The sequence below is a fragment of the Flagellimonas aurea genome, assembly GCF_017313785.1.
GTDB lineage: Bacteria > Bacteroidota > Bacteroidia > Flavobacteriales > Flavobacteriaceae > Flagellimonas > Flagellimonas aurea.
The window spans coordinates 205,227-221,945 of sequence record NZ_JAFLNL010000006.1; the positions used below are offsets into that span (position 1 = coordinate 205,227).

Annotated in this window: 15 protein-coding genes; 9 read left to right on the top strand and 6 right to left on the bottom strand. The window is 41.9% G+C overall.

Annotation, left to right across the window (positions count from 1 at the left end; genetic code table 11):
* Positions 1 to 42: 42 nt before the first annotated feature.
* Genes uxuA through J0656_RS12145 form a run of 3 tightly spaced genes read right to left on the bottom strand, consistent with a single transcriptional unit; the run spans position 43 to position 4,183 of the window.
* On the bottom strand, positions 43 to 1,215 hold the full coding sequence (gene uxuA / locus J0656_RS12135; RefSeq protein ID WP_207034384.1) for a mannonate dehydratase: 1,173 nt from the start codon (positions 1,213 to 1,215) through the stop codon (positions 43 to 45).
* A 25-nt stretch (positions 1,216 to 1,240) separates the two neighbouring features.
* Positions 1,241 to 1,981, bottom strand: a complete 741-nt coding sequence (locus J0656_RS12140; RefSeq protein ID WP_207034168.1) for an SDR family NAD(P)-dependent oxidoreductase — start codon at positions 1,979 to 1,981, stop codon at positions 1,241 to 1,243.
* 21 nt (positions 1,982 to 2,002) lie between these two features.
* Positions 2,003 to 4,183: an alpha-glucuronidase family glycosyl hydrolase gene (locus tag J0656_RS12145; protein WP_237688932.1), complete on the bottom strand. Its 2,181-nt coding sequence runs from the start codon at positions 4,181 to 4,183 to the stop codon at positions 2,003 to 2,005.
* Between the two features lie 175 nt (positions 4,184 to 4,358).
* Here J0656_RS12145 and J0656_RS12150 point away from each other — a divergent pair, with 175 nt between their 5' ends.
* The 6 genes from J0656_RS12150 to J0656_RS12175 are packed head-to-tail and all read left to right on the top strand — an operon-like array spanning position 4,359 to position 9,536.
* Positions 4,359 to 4,649, top strand: a complete 291-nt coding sequence (locus tag J0656_RS12150; protein WP_207034171.1) for a hypothetical protein — start codon at positions 4,359 to 4,361, stop codon at positions 4,647 to 4,649.
* A 22-nt stretch (positions 4,650 to 4,671) separates the two neighbouring features.
* Positions 4,672 to 6,102 carry a glucuronate isomerase gene (uxaC, locus tag J0656_RS12155; protein WP_207034174.1) on the top strand — a complete coding sequence of 477 codons (1,431 nt, stop codon included), beginning with the start codon at positions 4,672 to 4,674 and terminating at the stop codon, positions 6,100 to 6,102.
* 39 nt (positions 6,103 to 6,141) lie between these two features.
* Positions 6,142 to 6,813 carry a bifunctional 4-hydroxy-2-oxoglutarate aldolase/2-dehydro-3-deoxy-phosphogluconate aldolase gene (locus J0656_RS12160; RefSeq protein WP_207034177.1) on the top strand — a complete coding sequence of 224 codons (672 nt, stop codon included), beginning with the start codon at positions 6,142 to 6,144 and terminating at the stop codon, positions 6,811 to 6,813.
* The gene (locus J0656_RS12165) at positions 6,810 to 7,784 is read left to right on the top strand and encodes a TRAP transporter substrate-binding protein (protein WP_207034180.1); all 975 of its coding nucleotides are present in this window, start codon (positions 6,810 to 6,812) and stop codon (positions 7,782 to 7,784) included. Before J0656_RS12160 ends, J0656_RS12165 begins: the two co-directional genes overlap by 4 nt.
* Entirely contained in the window at positions 7,784 to 8,260 is a 477-nt protein-coding gene (locus J0656_RS12170; RefSeq protein ID WP_207034183.1) for a TRAP transporter small permease, read from the top strand. The genes J0656_RS12165 and J0656_RS12170 overlap by 1 nt, the downstream gene beginning before the upstream one ends.
* Entirely contained in the window at positions 8,250 to 9,536 is a 1,287-nt protein-coding gene (locus J0656_RS12175; protein WP_207034186.1) for a TRAP transporter large permease, read from the top strand. The genes J0656_RS12170 and J0656_RS12175 overlap by 11 nt, the downstream gene beginning before the upstream one ends.
* Here J0656_RS12175 and J0656_RS12180 read toward each other — a convergent pair.
* Positions 9,522 to 10,571: a LacI family DNA-binding transcriptional regulator gene (locus J0656_RS12180; protein ID WP_207034188.1), complete on the bottom strand. Its 1,050-nt coding sequence runs from the start codon at positions 10,569 to 10,571 to the stop codon at positions 9,522 to 9,524. The two genes, J0656_RS12175 and J0656_RS12180, sit on opposite strands and share 15 nt — an antisense overlap.
* Positions 10,572 to 11,009: 438 nt before the next feature.
* Here J0656_RS12180 and J0656_RS12185 point away from each other — a divergent pair, with 438 nt between their 5' ends.
* Positions 11,010 to 12,662, top strand: a complete 1,653-nt coding sequence (locus J0656_RS12185; RefSeq protein ID WP_207034191.1) for a sodium:solute symporter — start codon at positions 11,010 to 11,012, stop codon at positions 12,660 to 12,662.
* Between the two features lie 120 nt (positions 12,663 to 12,782).
* On the opposite strand, the gene J0656_RS12190 is transcribed toward J0656_RS12185, so the two are convergent.
* Complete coding sequence (locus tag J0656_RS12190; protein ID WP_207034194.1) at positions 12,783 to 13,820, bottom strand: sugar kinase; 1,038 nt, start codon at positions 13,818 to 13,820, stop codon at positions 12,783 to 12,785.
* A 220-nt stretch (positions 13,821 to 14,040) separates the two neighbouring features.
* Between J0656_RS12190 and deoC the strand changes: the two genes are divergently transcribed.
* Both deoC and deoD read left to right on the top strand, forming a co-directional pair.
* The gene (deoC, locus tag J0656_RS12195; protein WP_207034390.1) at positions 14,041 to 14,679 is read left to right on the top strand and encodes a deoxyribose-phosphate aldolase; all 639 of its coding nucleotides are present in this window, start codon (positions 14,041 to 14,043) and stop codon (positions 14,677 to 14,679) included.
* A 9-nt stretch (positions 14,680 to 14,688) separates the two neighbouring features.
* Positions 14,689 to 15,393 (top strand): purine-nucleoside phosphorylase, encoded by a 705-nt coding sequence (gene deoD, locus J0656_RS12200; RefSeq protein ID WP_207034197.1) that lies wholly within the window; start codon positions 14,689 to 14,691, stop codon positions 15,391 to 15,393.
* Positions 15,394 to 15,396: 3 nt separating this feature from the next.
* Here the strand turns inward: deoD and J0656_RS12205 are convergent, their stop codons facing one another.
* Complete coding sequence (locus J0656_RS12205; protein ID WP_207034201.1) at positions 15,397 to 16,668, bottom strand: mechanosensitive ion channel family protein; 1,272 nt, start codon at positions 16,666 to 16,668, stop codon at positions 15,397 to 15,399.
* Positions 16,669 to 16,719 lie beyond the last annotated feature (51 nt).

The following is a 16,719-nucleotide window of genomic DNA, read 5'->3' on the forward strand; positions in this document are numbered from 1 at the left end:
ACTATATCAAAAAGGTTTATAGCACTTTAATATCCTTGTTTTTTAAGCTTGTTTCTGTTGATCCAATTTATAACAGATTCCAAGTTCCAACCCTCTGATCTCGGCCAGTCCTTTTAGCCTTCCAATCAATGAATACCCAGGATACTTTTCCTTGCCCTCAAAAGAGTGTAGAAATCCATGGTCGGGCCTCATCGGAAGGGCTATATTGTTTTTGTTCATGAGTAACAAAAGTTTTTCAATAATCTCTTCCATAGGATTATCCCCTTTTAGGTGTTCAGACTCTCTAAACCGTTTTCCGTCTTCTCGTTTTACATTCCTCAAATGCAAAAAATGAATGCGATCTCCGTGTTGATCAATAACCCGAACCAAGTCGTTGTTCGGCCGGGCACCCAATGAACCGGTACAATAACAAAGTCCATTGGCGTTTTCCGGAACTGCGGACAAAATATACTCGATATCCTTCTCCGTTGAAACGACCCGTGGAAGTCCCAAGACGGAAAAAGGAGGGTCATCTGGGTGAATGGCCAATTTTACTCCCAGTTCTTCCGCCACTGGAGCAACTTCTGAAAGAAAATGGACCAGATTCTTGCGCAAAGCATCATCATCGATACCCTGATAAGCGTTCAAAAGTTCCAACATCTTTTCTGGCGTAAACCTTTCATCACTTCCCGGCAATCCCAACAGCACGTTTTTAAAGAGTTTTTCTTTTTCCGACTGGTCTAAAGAGTTTCCATAGTTTTTTGCTTCAATCAATTGGTCTTTGGAGTAATCGTTCTCTGCGCCCGGTCTTTTCAGTAAATACACGTCAAAAAATATAAAGGCCACCTCATCGAACAACAGTGCTTTTGTCCCATCAGCATTGATATGGGCATGATCTGTACGCACCCAGTCCAAAATGGGCATAAAATTGTAGGCAACCACCTTGATGCCGCACTCGGCCAAGTTTTTCAAACTCTCTTTATAGTTTTGAATGTATTGCTCGAAATTACCACCACGTCTCTTGATATCTTCGTGTACCGGCAAACTTTCTACTACCATCCATTCCATACCTTCTTCACGAATAACTTGCTGGCGTTCTTGAATATCCTGTACCTGCCATACTTCCCCTACCGGAATCTGGTGCAAAGCGGTAACAATTCCGGTTACACCACACTCCCTGATATCCCGAAGGGAAACACCATCGTTAGGGCCATACCAACGCATGGTCTGCTGCATTGTGATCATACTCTGTCCTCTATAATTAAAAACCTATACTATTACCTCCATCAACGGGAAGTACCGTTCCAGTAACAAATTTGGCCTCCTTGGAACACATAAAGAACACGGCATCGGCAATATCCTCTGGAAGTCCCATTTTGCCCATCGGTGTTCTTGAGAACACTTTCTCCTTTCTTGGAGGGTCTGAATCCAGTGCTTTAGCGGTCATTTTGGTCTTGATAAAGCCCGGAGCGATGCAATTTGTCCTAATATTATATTGGGCCAAGTCTACGGCCATTGCTCGTGTCATACCTTCTATGGCGGTTTTACTGGCGGAATAGGCAACTACCTTGGGCATACCGTACTGGGCTGCCATGGAACTAATGTTCACAATGCTTCCGCCACCTGTTTCCTTCATTTTTTTGACCACCTCCCTACTAATGGAAAAAACGCTAAAAAGGTTGGTGTGCAGGATGTTTTCAAATTCGGCATCCGTGACTTCGATAAACTCTTTCTTCATATTGATACCTGCATTGTTGACCAGAATATCAATCTGCCCTTCCTTATCAAAAATATCTTGGATCATTCCGGGGATTTTGTCCAAATTCGTCAGATCAAAAATCAATGGTACGGCATTGTCCCCTATTTCCGCACAAGCATTGACCGTGCGTTCCTTGGTTCGCCCAATAACATAGGTTTTGATACCGTTATCGCAGAATTTCTTTGCTGTTGCATATCCCAATCCAGAGTTTCCCCCGGTTACTATGGCTATTTTTTTATCCATTAATATGTGTGTTGGTGATTTTTAATCCCATTGCGGCCGAATACCTGGCGCATAAGGGAACTTTAAAGACTGATAATGTTGCAATGTATTTTCCGGGGATTCCATTTCCTTTGGAAAATCCATTTTTGAGAATGTCTGAAAATAGAGCATACAAGCATCTCGCCACCATTTGGCCTCTTTGAGCTGTATGCCCAATAACATACTCACTTGATTGTGTCTATATTCATCCACGTAGGGTTCCATGTTTTCCCATGTATTGATCATTTGCTTTACTTGGTCCACCCCTTGCTGGTATTTGATTCCCAAACCGTCCCAGAGTGTTCTTCCGCTCTTAAGCTGGTAATCCCACGGTAAATGATGAAACCATAGGAGGTATTCCTCTGGACAGGTTTTCGGATTTCCAAATTTTTCCTCGAATTCTGGTGCGTATTGTGATAGTGCATTACTCCCTGTTTTGGTCCTATCAAAACCGATTCCGTCTTCATCCGCTTTATGATAGTATACAGGGTTCCATTCTGGACGGGATAGATTGCCTACCCAAGGTCCGGGACCATAATGATGGCTTGTATCAAATAAATGATGTAATCCGAGTGGGTTCATATAGTTTACAACGGCCTCTCTTGACTCCAGCATCATTTTCTTTACGGGCTTTATAAACTTTTCGTTGTTGCCAAAGGTACATCGCAACCATTCGTCAGCAATTGCTTCGGATTCCATGGAGGGGTCCCATGCCAATCGACCAAAGCCATACCAATCTGCTTGGCCGAATGGGTGTCCGGTCCAGTTGGCATCTGTTCCTATATTGGAAACCCCTGCCATTCCCGTCAACTTTTTATTATACAGGGAACCATCCACCACTTTGGCCACCGTGGACCCTTTCCCTTTTTGATAGGTATCGCTCTTTAGTACCTCTTCAAATAACTTGGGGAGATAGACCAAATGTGTGGCAAAGCCCAAATATTCCTTGGTTATCTGAAACTCCATCATAAGTGGGGTATTTGGCATGGCACCGAACATAGGATGGAACGGTTCTCTTGGCTGAAAATCAATGGGTCCATTCTTTACCTGGATAAGAACATTGTCCGGATACTTCCCATCATCGGGAACAAATTCACTGTATGCTTGTTTTGCCCTGTCATCGGCATCGTGTTCGGAATAAACAAATGCACGCCAAATTACGGTTCCATTGTGTGGGGCAAGGGCGTTGGCCAGTACCTTTGCGCCATCCAAGTGGGTTCGTCCATAATTTTGCGGGCCGGGCTGTCCTTCTGAGTTTGCCTTCACCAAAAAACCTCCAAAATCAGGAATGCTCTTATAAATTTCCGTCGTCTTTTCCTTCCACCATTGGATTACCTTCGGGTCCAAAGGGTCTGCTGTTTCCAAGCCTCCTATTTCCAAGGGTGCGGAAAACCGGGCGGTGAGATACACTTTTAGGCCATATGGGCGGAACACATCGGCAAGAGCCTTCACCTTTTCCAAATATTGAGGTGTTAAAATAAGCGCATTCGCGTTCACATTGGTCAATGCTGTACCATTGATTCCGATTGATGCGTTCGCCCTGGCGTAGTCTATATAGCGCTGATCTATATAATCGGGAAGTGTTTGCCAATTCCAGATGGAGAATCCGGAGTATCCTCTTTCAATGGTTCTGTCCAAATTGTCCCAGTGATTCAACATACGGATATCAACTTTTGGGGATTCTTCCGCGTCCATTGCATCCAGTGATTGATGCATTTTTAAAGCACGTAAAAAATGAAAAGTTCCATAGAGCAATCCAATTTCTTCCTTACCTGTAATAATTAAATAGTCCTTTCCACTTTTTTCGATATGCTTTATAATATAGCCTTCACTATTAAGGTTATCAATATTGATGTCTTCTTTAAAGTCCTTCGGCAAACTACCATATTTGGAAACAACCAATTGATTCCCTGAAGATGGAAGGGATTCGAACCGAATTTCCAAATCCAATAGGCCTCCCAAACCCATTTCCAACTCCTTCCTAATGGCTTGCATTGTCGCGCCACCTTCTTCCACAAAGACGCTTTGAAGCTGGTTTTGATACGTTTTTAAGACAGTATCATCTGATATTTTATCGTAATTTAACCATAGCTCATATCCATTGGACAAGGCGAACGACATACTGCACAGCAGTACAAAAAAGCTGAAAAAAAATGTTTTTTTAAGTCTAAAGGGATGTTTCATCATTTGGAAATTCACAAAAAAAATCGATTAATTAGTTAATCAATCAATTGCGCCCAGTAAAATAAGTAAAAAATTCATAGATTAACAAAATGTTTAACGCAATCGATTGCAAAAATGAAAATTTTTACGAAATTTGGAATCTATTTAAAGAAAAAATAATCTAAATAAATAAGTAATGAAATCTTTTAAGGTTCCCCTGTTTCGTTTTCCGGCCTTTACATTTTTCTCCTTTTACAAGAAGAAAATAGAAAGAGTCATGGTCTTGGACCTTGAAGCCGATTTAAAATATTTCAACACAAATACTTCCAAAAACAGTACCTTCACTTTGGAGCCGAACGTTTTACAACTTGTAATTCCCAAGGGTAAACAGGTTTTAGGATCTGTAAAGTTTGAGGTATGTTTTGAGGATAGTTCCCTACTGACCACGGTATTTCCGCCCAGCCATAAAACTGTCGTCATAAACTAAACCCTTCCTTAGAAACCAACACATGAAAAAATTTATACACGATGACTTTTTGCTGGAAACTGATTACGCTAAGGAGCTATATCACAATTATGCAGAGAGTCAGCCTATCATCGATTTTCATTGTCATCTTCCGGTCAACGAAATCGCGGATAATAAGAACTTTGCCAATATGACCCGGATTTGGATTGAAGGCGATCATTATAAGTGGAGGGCTATGCGAGCCTTGGGCATAGAGGAAAAGTACATTACAGGCGACGCTACAGATGAGGAAAAGTTCCTTAAATGGGCAGAAACCGTACCCTACACGTTAAGGAATCCTTTATACCATTGGACGCATATGGAACTGAGCCGATATTTTGGAGTCGATAAAATTCTGTCTCCAAAGACTGCATCGGAAATTTATGGAATATGTAATGAAAAACTGAACACTTCAGATTTTTCGACCCAACAGCTCCTTGAACGGATGCATGTAAAGGTGGTGTGCACCACGGATGACCCGTTGGACAATCTCTCCGATCATGCCAAATTGGGTGATTCAGGTTTTAGCACCGAAGTTCTGCCAACGTTTAGACCGGATGGTCTCATTGATATTGAGAAAGATGATTTTCTGGATTACCTAAAGCGCCTATCCGAAATCACGGATATTGAAATCACCGATTTCGAATCCCTAAAGGAAGCCATCGGTGTTAGGGTTGATTTTTTCCATACACATGGATGTAGACTTTCAGACCATGGATTGACGCATGCTTTTGGAGAATCATTTACTCCGGACCAAATTAATGGAATACTGAGGCTTCGCTTAGATGGGAAATCAATTTCCAAAATTGAAGTCACTAAGTACAAATCGGCGATAATGCATACGCTGGGCGAGTTTTATGCCAACAAAAATTGGGTGATGCAATTGCATTTAGGCCCCATCCGGGACACCAACCAAGCCGTTCTTTCCAAAATAGGAATCAATGCGGGAGTGGACAGTATTGGCGATTATCAACAAGCGGAACAATTGGCCAGCTTTTTGAACCATCTAAACAGCAATGAAAGCCTGCCCAAAACCATTTTATACAATTCCAATCCTTCGGACAATGAGGTGTTCGCCACTATGGCCGGTAATTTTACGGGAGAGGGAATCAAAAGTAAAGTACAATTCGGGGCTGCTTGGTGGTTTTTAGATCAAAAAGATGGTATCGAGGACCAATTGAATGTCCTTTCCAATATGGGCTTGCTCAGTTGCTCGGTGGGCATGCTTACGGACAGTAGAAGTTTTCTATCTTTTCCAAGGCACGAATACTATAGGAGGGTATTGTGCAATATGCTCGGCAACGACCTTAAAGCTGGATTGCTTCCGAATGACATGGAGTGGATAGGACAAATCGTAAAAGACATAACATATAACAACGCCAAAGCATTTTTTCAATTCCCGAGCGTAATGAAAAATGAAAGCGTAAAAACATAAAGGGACTCACAACCCCTGAACTAAACAAACATATCGCACATGAAAAAATACACCCGTCTCGAGGTTTTTAAAGCTATGGGGGACACTGGGTTTGTTCCCTTGTTCTACAATTCCGACCCCAAAATGGTACAGCAAGTAGTAAAAGCCTGCTATAATGGGGGCGCTAGACTTTTTGAATTTACCCATAGAGGGGAAAACGCCGAAAAGGTATTTTCTGAACTAGTTGATTTCTGCAATAAAGAATGTCCCGATATGATATTGGGCGTTGGCTCTGTTACTGATGCCGCTACTGCTTCCAACTTTATTAATATGGGTGCTTCTTTCGTGGTTACTCCTGTGCTACGGGAGGACATTGCCATTGTGTGCAACCGTAAAAAGATTTTTTGGTCTCCCGGATGCGGTACGCTTACCGAAATTACAAGGGCCGAGGAACTTGGCTGTGAAGTGGTAAAATTATTTCCTGCGGAAGTGTACGGTCCCCAATTTATCAAGGCCGTTAAGGGACCTCAACCGTGGACCAACATAATGCCTACTGGCGGGGTGGACACTACCCAAGAAAACCTGACCGCTTGGTTTGAAGCTGGCGCCACCTGTGTGGGGATGGGCTCCAAACTCATAGACAAACAAGCTCTGGTTCAAGGAAACTTTGATTTGATCACCCAAAAGGTAAAAGACGTTATAAAGATCATCCAAGAGATAAAATCAGTATGAAAACCTGGTTTTTCATCCTTTTCGCCATACTTCTCTTGAGCTGTAAGCCAGATGAGGAAAATGTAAATTCCATAAAACTGGCACATAGTCTTGGTGTAAGCCATCCTGTGCACGAAGCCATGGTATACATGGCAGATCTAATTGCGGAAAAATCAAAGGGGAAACTCAAAATTGAAATTTATCCCAGTAGCCAATTGGGTTCCGAGAAACAGTCCTTGGAACTGCTCCAAATAGGTAGTTTGGGCATGACCAAGGTATCGGCAGCGGTAATGGAAAATTTTTCGCCCGACCTTAAGGTATTGGGGTACCCCTACATATTTAAAGATGATGCGCATCGTTTCAAAATATATGATGGTGAAATCGGGAAAAAGCTTCTTTCCGGTTCGGAACAGTTTTGGCTAAAGGGTTTGACCTACTTTGACGCCGGAAATCGTTCATTCTACACAAAGGATACCCCCATTGATAGTCCAAAAGACTTGGAGGGTCTTAAATTACGGGTAATGCAGAGTCCCACGGCCATAGAAATGGTGAAGGATTTCGGTGGGTCCCCTACTCCCATTTCTTGGGCGGAACTATACACTTCACTTCAACAAGGCGTGGTGGATGGTGCAGAAAACAACCTTCCCAGTTTTTATACCTCGAAACATTATGAGGTCTGTAAGTATTTTTCCAAAAACGAACATACCTCAATCCCTGATATTTTAGTCATTGGCACATTGACGTGGAACAAGCTGAGCGAACAGGAAAAAGGATGGTTAATGGAAGCTGTGGAAGAAGCTACTGTTTTACAGCGAAAATTATGGGAAGACGCGGAACGTGAAGCCTTGACGGAAATTAAAAAAGCGGGCGTTCAGATTATATACCCAGATAAATCACTTTTCGAAGAAAAAGCAAAACCCATGCTCCAATCCCTGAAAGAAAAAAATGGACATTTGTACAAACTCGTTCAAGAAATTAAGAGCACCGAATAATGAAAAACCATGTGAACAGCTTTTTGGAATGGGCCATGGCATTTTTGTTGGGAGTTATGGTGCTGGATGTGTTTTGGGGGGTAATTACACGATATCTATTGGAAAGTCAGAGCTCTTGGACAGATGAACTTGCCCGTTTTTTACTGGTATGGCTCAGTATTTTGGGCGCGGCCTACGCTTCAGGCAAAAAGTTGCATATTGCCATTGACTTACTGCCACAACACCTTAACCAAAAGCAACAAAACTACTTGGATATTGTTATCCATCTACTTGTATTGTTATTTGCTGTGGCCGTTTTTTTGATCGGTGGTATTAGGTACGTCTATATTTCGTTTGCACTGGGCCAAACATCTCCTGCCCTGCAATTGCCCATTGGATTTGTTTATATGGTGCTGCCCATATCCGGAGCTTTTATCCTCTATTTCAAATTATCAGAGCTTTTCACCATCATAAAAAAAATCAAAAATGGAAATTAGCATTCTTATCCTTAGTTTTCTCATTTTGATTTCGATTCGTGTTCCTGTGGCCTGGGCTTTAGGGATATCATCCTTACTTACTTTAATGGTAAGTGTAGATACTTTCCCTGCAGTTACTACCATTGCACAGAGACTTGTAACCGGATTGGACAGTTTTTCTATCTTGGCGATACCATTCTTTATTTTGGCCGGTCATATTATGAACAAGGGGGGCATTGCCGAACGTTTGATTGCTTTCGCCAAAAGTTTGGTGGGTGCGTTACCCGGCGGGTTGGCCCACGTGAACATTGTTGCGGCCATGTTATTCGGTGCCATTGCAGGGTCTGCCGGAGCCGCCGCAGCGGCCATTGGAGGTTTTATGTCGGAAAAAATGGAAGAATCCGGGTATGATAAAGGTTTTGGAGTGGCTGTTAACGTAACATCCGCCACGACCGGACTGGTAATTCCACCCAGTAATATTTTTATCATTTATTCCGTAGCCAGTGGTGGGGTGAGTATTGGCGCCCTATTTTTAGCAGGATATCTTCCCGGTATTATCACAGGAATATTCCTAATGATAGTTGCTTATATCTGGGCCAGAAAAAAAGGATATCCCACCGCGGACCGTAGTTCATTTAAAATGATACTTAGCACTTTTTTAGATGCATTGCCCAGTCTCTTCCTATTGATAGTGGTTATAGGAGGTATTGTGGCAGGAATATTCACCGCGACCGAAGCATCTTCAGTAGCAGTAATCTATTGTTTGGTACTGGCAATGATCTACAAGGAAATTTCTATCAAGGACATTCGCCCTATTTTAGTGGAGTCCTCCTCTACCATTGCCATAGTCATGTTACTGATTGCGGTTTCCATTGCGATGTCGTGGGTGCTTTCGTATGAAAATATCCCACAAGCGGTCACTCAAGCACTCTTGAGTTTGAGCGACAACAAGATTATGGTCATCATCTTGATCAATATAATTCTTCTTATCGTAGGAATTTTTATGGACATGACCCCTGCTGTATTGATATTCACTCCCATATTTTTGCCCGTGGTGATGGAACTTGGTATAGACCCTGTCCATTTTGGAATTATAATGGTGCTGAACCTTTGCATTGGCCTATGTACACCGCCTGTTGGGGCCGTATTGTTCATAGGGGTCGGGGTGGCCAAGACAACGATTCAAAAAGTAGTACGTCCACTGTTACCCTTATTTTTAGCAATGATTCTGGCCTTGGTTTTTGTAAGTATTTTTCCTGAACTTAGCCTTTGGCTGCCTAGCTTATTCGGACTCTAAAACTTTGGTTCTCTTTAAAGAGGAATCCCTGGCAATGATCTCTGTCCCGAGTACAGTGACTTCAGAAACTCCTGTATCGTAAGTGTTGATGGAATGATCTAAGATTCTTTTTGCCGAAATTGCTCCCATTTTGCTTGCAGGGTGGGATACGGTAGACAGCGATGGTTGCACAATGGATGCAATGGGGTCATCATTAAACCCGATTACCGCCAATTGTTCGGGCACTTCAACTCCCATTTTCTTGGCACACATAATGGCACTCACCGCAGCGGTATCGTTGGCGGAAAAAATGCCATCCGGTGGATTGGCCGACTTCAGGAGTTTTTTGGTGGCTTTGTTGCCCTCCTCAAAACTCAGGGTCTTAAAATTAACCATTAGGTTATCCTCTATGGGCAGACCATGCTCTCGAAGGGCATCCAGATACCCCTTTTTACGTTCCCGGTATACATTTCTATGCTGCGCTCCTGCAAAATGTGCAATTCGTTTACAACCTTGCTCTATCAAATGCTTGGTTGCGGAATAACCTGCAGTATAGTTATCGATGACGACTTTGTAGGAATTGAAATTATCCGGTACCCTATCCACAAAGACAATTGGTATGCCCTTGTCCACAAACTTTTGGAAATGTTCCATTTCCACAGTTTCCATGGAAAGCGAAACAATCAACCCGGTTATTCTGCTATCGTAAAGTGTATTGCAATTGCTTATTTCATTCTCATACTTATCATTGGATTGACTGATAAGTACATTGTATCCGGCCTTCCGGGCAGTCTCTTCAATTCCACTGATTAACGAGGCCATGAATGGACGGTTGATTCTGGAAATGAGGACACCGATGGTGTTGCTCTTATTATTTCTGAGTCCCGCTGCCAAGTTATTGGGGCGATACCCCATCTCTTCCGCCGCCTCTTTGATCAGCTTAATGGTCTTTTTGCTGATACTTTTATGATTATTCAGGGCTCTCGAAATCGTCGAGGGGGAATAGTTCAATTCTTTGGCAAGATCGTAGATGGTAACCTCCTTTTTGATCTTCATTGTTCAGACTTCGGTTAGGTTATTCAAGTCGCGGAATTGTAACAGACCTGAGTTTTCATGTTGCTAAATTAACTTTTAGTTTCAGTTTTGTATAATTATTTGAAATCGATTTTTAAATTTCGCGCTATTTAGGCTCATTCCGATCAAGAGCAAAAACTTTATCTCCCTAGAAATGTTTGCGTCAACACAAAGAAATTTAAAAATTAATTTACGCAATCGATTCCGTTAACTATATTTGAAAAAAGATATAAAAAAAACATGTACTTTTTAATATATGTGCCTGCCAAGTGTTCAAATAATCATTTGCCAGCACCTATAATATATACAAACAGAGTGGGATCAAGTTGTGAAAAATGACAATATAGAAAGGTCGTAACATTAAGAATATACATCAAACCAATATAATAAAAACACTTCGTTAACTAATCAAACTTAATTATGGAATCAGTTTTAGAAAGGCCGGATTGGATAGTTCTGGGCATTTATTTTTTGGCCTTGATCGGTGTGGCCGTGTGGGTGGTATCCCAGAAGAACAAAAATACCGAAGACTATTTTTTGGCCGGTAGAAATGTAGGCTGGTTTGTGATAGGCGCCTCCATTTTTGCCTCCAACATTGGGTCGGAGCATGTTGTGGGTCTGGCAGGTACCGGATTTGAAACAGGAACCCCGATGGCACACTATGAACTGCATGCTTGGATCGTACTTTTGCTTGGCTGGTTGTTTTTACCATTCTACATAAGAAGTGGAGCCTTTACCATGCCGGAGTTTTTGGAAAAAAGGTTCGATAGCCGTTCACGGTGGTTTTTGTCCATTTTTTCCTTGGTCGCCTATGTATTGACCAAGGTTTCGGTAACCATCTATGCCGGAGGAATCGTTGTTTCAGAACTTTTGGGAATACCTTTTTGGTACGGCGCCATTGGTGTGGTAATCTTTACTGGTATTTATACCGTGGTTGGAGGAATGAAAGCCGTAATTTATACCGAAACCTTACAGACCGTTATCCTGATTTTGGGCTCTTTGGTGATTACTTACCTAGGACTGAAAGAGGTAGGTGGTTGGGGACAATTACATGAAACGGTAACATCTGTAAGCCCGGACCATTTTAATATGTGGAGACCAATGAACGACCCGGATTTCCCATGGACAGGATTGTTATTTGGAGGAACCATTGTTGGAATTTGGTATTGGTGTACTGATCAATATATTGTACAACGAACGTTGGCGGCCAATAATATTAAAATTGGTAGACGAGGGGCCATTTTTGGAGCATATCTAAAATTGATGCCTATTTTGATTTTCTTGATTCCCGGTATCATTGCCTTTGCACTCACCATTCAAAATCCTGAGGTTTTTAGTGTAGATAGAGCTGATAGAGCCTTCCCTATGTTGGTAAAAACCCTGCTGCCTGTTGGATTAAAAGGTTTGGTCGCAGGTGGTCTTATGGCCGCATTGATGAGCTCTTTGGCATCCGTGTTCAATTCATGCTCCACAATCTTCACCATTGATATATACAAAAAACTACGTCCGGAAAAATCTGAACGGGAACTTTTGACCATTGGCAAGATTGCCACTGGTATTATTGTTGTGCTGGGCATCATATGGATTCCGATCATGGACAAAATTGGAGGCGGGGTTATGTACCAATACCTTCAAAATGTACAATCCTACATTGCACCGCCGGTGACAACGGTATTTTTATTGGGAATCATCTGGAAAAGGGTAAACTCCAAAGCGGCGATTACCACCTTATTGGCGGGATTGGTTTTATTGATCCTGCGTTTGGGATCAGAGATTTATTACCAACCTGAGATTGCAGCAGGAACAGAGGTATCTGGATTTCTGTTTGCGTTTGCTACGGTAAACTTTGCTCACATGGCTATCTTTATGTTTCTTTTTTCCGTAGCGTTGTGCATTGCCGTCACTTTGGCAACCGCTCCACCAAACTATGCAACCATAAAAGGACTGTCCTTTGGGACACTTTCCCCCGAGGACCGTATAAATTCAAAAGGTAGTTATAGTACCATCGATATTGTACTTTCGGTGCTCTTGGTGGTGATAGTAATAGGTATCCTTTCTTACTTTACTGGATAATAATAGAAAAATTATATGTTGAAAAGCCCCGGAATTCCGGGGCTTTTCTTATTCATGCTGTTCGGTTAATTTTTCTTCATCGATTTACACAATCGATTGTATAGATAGGTAAATAAAAAATTATCTTGCCACTCTTCCTGAAGCATCGCCTTCCATAAGCTTTTCTACCTCTGCAACGGTAACAAGATTCGCATCACCGTAAATGGTATGCTTCAAACAGGATGCCGCTACAGCAAATTCCAAAGCTTTCTGATCATCGTTGTACGTGTTCAAACCATATATCAGACCGCCCATAAAACTATCGCCGCCTCCTACTCTATCCACAATATGTGTAATTTGGTAGGTTGGCGACTTGTACATTTTTTTACCATCGTACATTACCCCAGCCCATGTGTTGTGCGACGCACTAATGGAACCTCTTAGAGTGGTTATGACTTTTTTGGCCCTTGGAAATTTTTCCATCATTTGCTCACAGACAGATAAAAATGCTTCTGCCGTAACATCTTTACCATCTTTATGGACATCCAGTCCTTTGGGATGAATACCAAAATGTTTGTGGGCATCCTCTTCGTTACCGAGTATCACATCACAATACGAAACCAAAGGTGTCATGATGGTTTCTGGTTCCACGCCATACTTCCATAATTTTGCTCGATAGTTCAAATCCGTTGAAATGGTGAGTCCCATTTCACTGGCTACTTTAACTGCTTCTAAACACGCATCTGCGGCGCCTTGTGAAATTGCCGGAGTAATTCCGGTCCAATGGAACCAATGGGCATCTTTGAAAACTTCTTTCCAATCTATCATTCCTGGTTGAATCTCTGCCATGGCAGAATGGGCTCTATCGTAAACTACTTTGCTTCCTCGACTGACGGCCCCCGTTTCCAAGAAATAGATTCCAAGTCTATCGCCACCATAAACAATGTGATTGGTACCTACGTTTCGCTTTCTCATTTCCATAAGTGCACATTCACCTATATCATTTTTGGGCAAACGCGTAACGAATTCAACGGGAAGGCCATAATTGGCCAAGGATACCGCTACATTGGATTCCCCTCCCCCATAAATGGCATTAAACTCCGAAGCCTGAGAAAACCTGAGGTTTTCCTTAGGGGCCAAACGGAGCATAATCTCTCCAAATGTTACTATTTTTTTCATTTTATTTGTTTTGTTAAACATAGTTTAGTACACCTAGCAAACTACTATATTCTTGGCAAATACCGTTGTTATTCATTCAAGAATTTCTAACAAATCCATGGTTTATTTTGATATGCAAAAAAAAGAAGCTGACCATATGGATATGAGTATAAAAATCTCCAATTAGCCTCCTAGCATTAAATGGTATATGTTGGTTATCTTTAAACTTTTAATCGCTATTATTCCCTTGGAAAAATACATCGACCATACCAATTTAAAGCCCACAGCCACCACTGCGGATATTGAAGTATTGTGCAAAGAGGCCATTGAGTATAATTTTTATGCCGTTTGCGTTAACGGCTGTTATGTATCCTCCGCTAAAAATGTACTGAGGGGTACACATGTAAAAATTGCTGCCGTAGTTGGTTTTCCATTGGGCGCCATGTCTTCCAAGGCAAAAGTACTAGAAGCGGTCGACTGTATTGAAAATGGAGCGGATGAAATAGATATGGTAATCAATATTGGATGGTTGAAATCGAAAGATTATGATGCCGTTAGAGCTGAAATCGAAGCGATAAAAAAAGCCATAGGCGACCATGTATTAAAAGTAATTATCGAAACATGCCTCCTTACGAATGAGGAAAAAGAAATAGCCTGTACTTTAGCAGTTGAAGCAAAGGCGGATTTTCTAAAAACCTCTACAGGATTTGGAACTGGGGGCGCCACTTTGGAAGATGTCGCACTCATGAAAAGAATTGTGGGCGATAACGCAAAAATCAAAGCTTCAGGAGGAATTAAAACTCATGAACAGGCCTTAAAATTTATAGAACTCGGTGTTTCACGAATTGGAACCTCATCCGGGCCATCATTAATCCAATAAAAACATATAATGAGCACCCATATTGAAGCCAAACAAGGAGAGATTGCCGACACGGTCTTAATGCCGGGAGATCCCCTCCGTGCCAAATGGATTGCGGAAACTTTTCTTGAAGATGCCTTTTGCTATAATAAAATACGTGGTATGCTCGGTTACACGGGAACGTACAAGGGCCAAAGAATATCAGTACAAGGCAGTGGTATGGGTATGCCCTCGGCGATGATCTATTTTCACGAACTGATTCAAGATTATGGGGTCAAGAACATTATCCGCGTGGGTTCTGCAGGGTCTTATCAAGAAGAAGTAAAAATAAACGATGTGGTATTGGCCATGGCCGCCTCAACTACCTCGGGTATGAACAACTCCAAGTTTATCAACTCTGACTATTCCCCTACCGCCAATTTTGAGCTTTTTATAAAAGCTGTAAACTATGCGCAAGAGCATAAAATTCCTATAAAAGCGGGCAATGTACTTTCTTCCGACGAATTTTATGTAGATGACCCCGAGGAATACAAACTGTGGGCCCAATACGGTGTTCTATGTGTGGAAATGGAAACAGCTGGACTTTATACCATAGCTGCAAAATACAACATAAGAGCATTGAGCATTCTTACCATTTCGGATTCATTGGTGACGAAGGAAAGATTATCGGCCCAGGCCCGTGAAAGTTCTTTTAAGGATATGGTGGAAATTGCTTTGGCCGCCGCTTTGCCCTAAAAATCAGGATTTAGGTTCGTCTTCCTCGACAGGAACAAAATCTTTTGTAACAGGAAGCTCAAAAAGCTCCAAAGAAAAATATGGTAGAGCAGCGAGCAGATGATCAAATATATCGGCCATTACATATTCATAATTTTCCCATCTTTTGTCAGAACTGAACGCATAAATTTCCAAAGGAATGCCCTGTGGGGTTGGCTGTAACTGCCTTACCATCAAGGTCATGCTCTTATTGATAGCAGAATGACCCTCCAAATAAGTCGTCACATACTTCCGGAAAACACCGAAATTGGTGAGATTCCTTCCGTTCACCAATAATTCTTTATTGATTTTGTTATCTTGGTTGTAGGCTTTGATCTGTTCGTTTCTGGCACCAATATAAGCTTCCACCAATTGTATTTTCTTAAGCTTCTCCACTTCTTCTTCGGTCAAGAAACGAATGCTCTTTTGCCTTATGATCAAGGACCTTTTGATTCGCCTTCCCCCTGAAACCTGCATGCTCCTCCAGTTCTTGAAAGAATCGGAAATCAATGCATAGGTGGGAATGGTAGTAATGGTCATGTCAAAATTCCTGACTTTGACCGTTGCCAAGCTAATCTCTACCACATCGCCATCGGCTCCATATTTTTCAAAAGTAATCCAGTCCCCGATACGGACCATATCGTTTATGGTCACCTGGATACTGGCCACCAGGCCTAAAATGGAGTCCTTGAAAATAAGCAGTACCACTGCTGATGCCGCACCCAATGCCGTAAAAAATTTCCAAACGGTAGTACCGGTAACAATGGCAAAAATGGTAAGTATCCCCACGATCCATGCGAAGATCATAAATACCTGCACGTAACTGTTTATGGGCTTATCCTTAAACTTGGGGCGGGTTTTTAAATAGTCATTTACACTTTTAAAAAACTTACGGAATATGACCAAGACCAGAAGAACAAAAAGAATCTTAATGGTCTTGAGTGCTATCATTTCGGCGTAATCAAAATCTTCGAACGCTACGGGCACAAACTCCAATAAAATGGTGAGCGGAACTACATGTGCCACGTACCTCGGAACCCTATGGGCAACCAAAAAATTATCGAAATTATTCTTGGACTTTCTGGCCAAGCGAACGGAAACCCCCCTTAGAATCTTCCAAATCAGTACATCGAGTAAGAGCACCAGTATTAGGACCACCAACATCAGCACAATCAAATTGATGTAAGTTGCAATGCCTTCTGCCATTCCCAACTCAATCAGATAGTTATAAAGCAAACGACCTAAATCCTTGTCCATAGTTTTTCTTTGAAAGAAATATGGTACAAAATTAAGGAATCTAATCCTGCT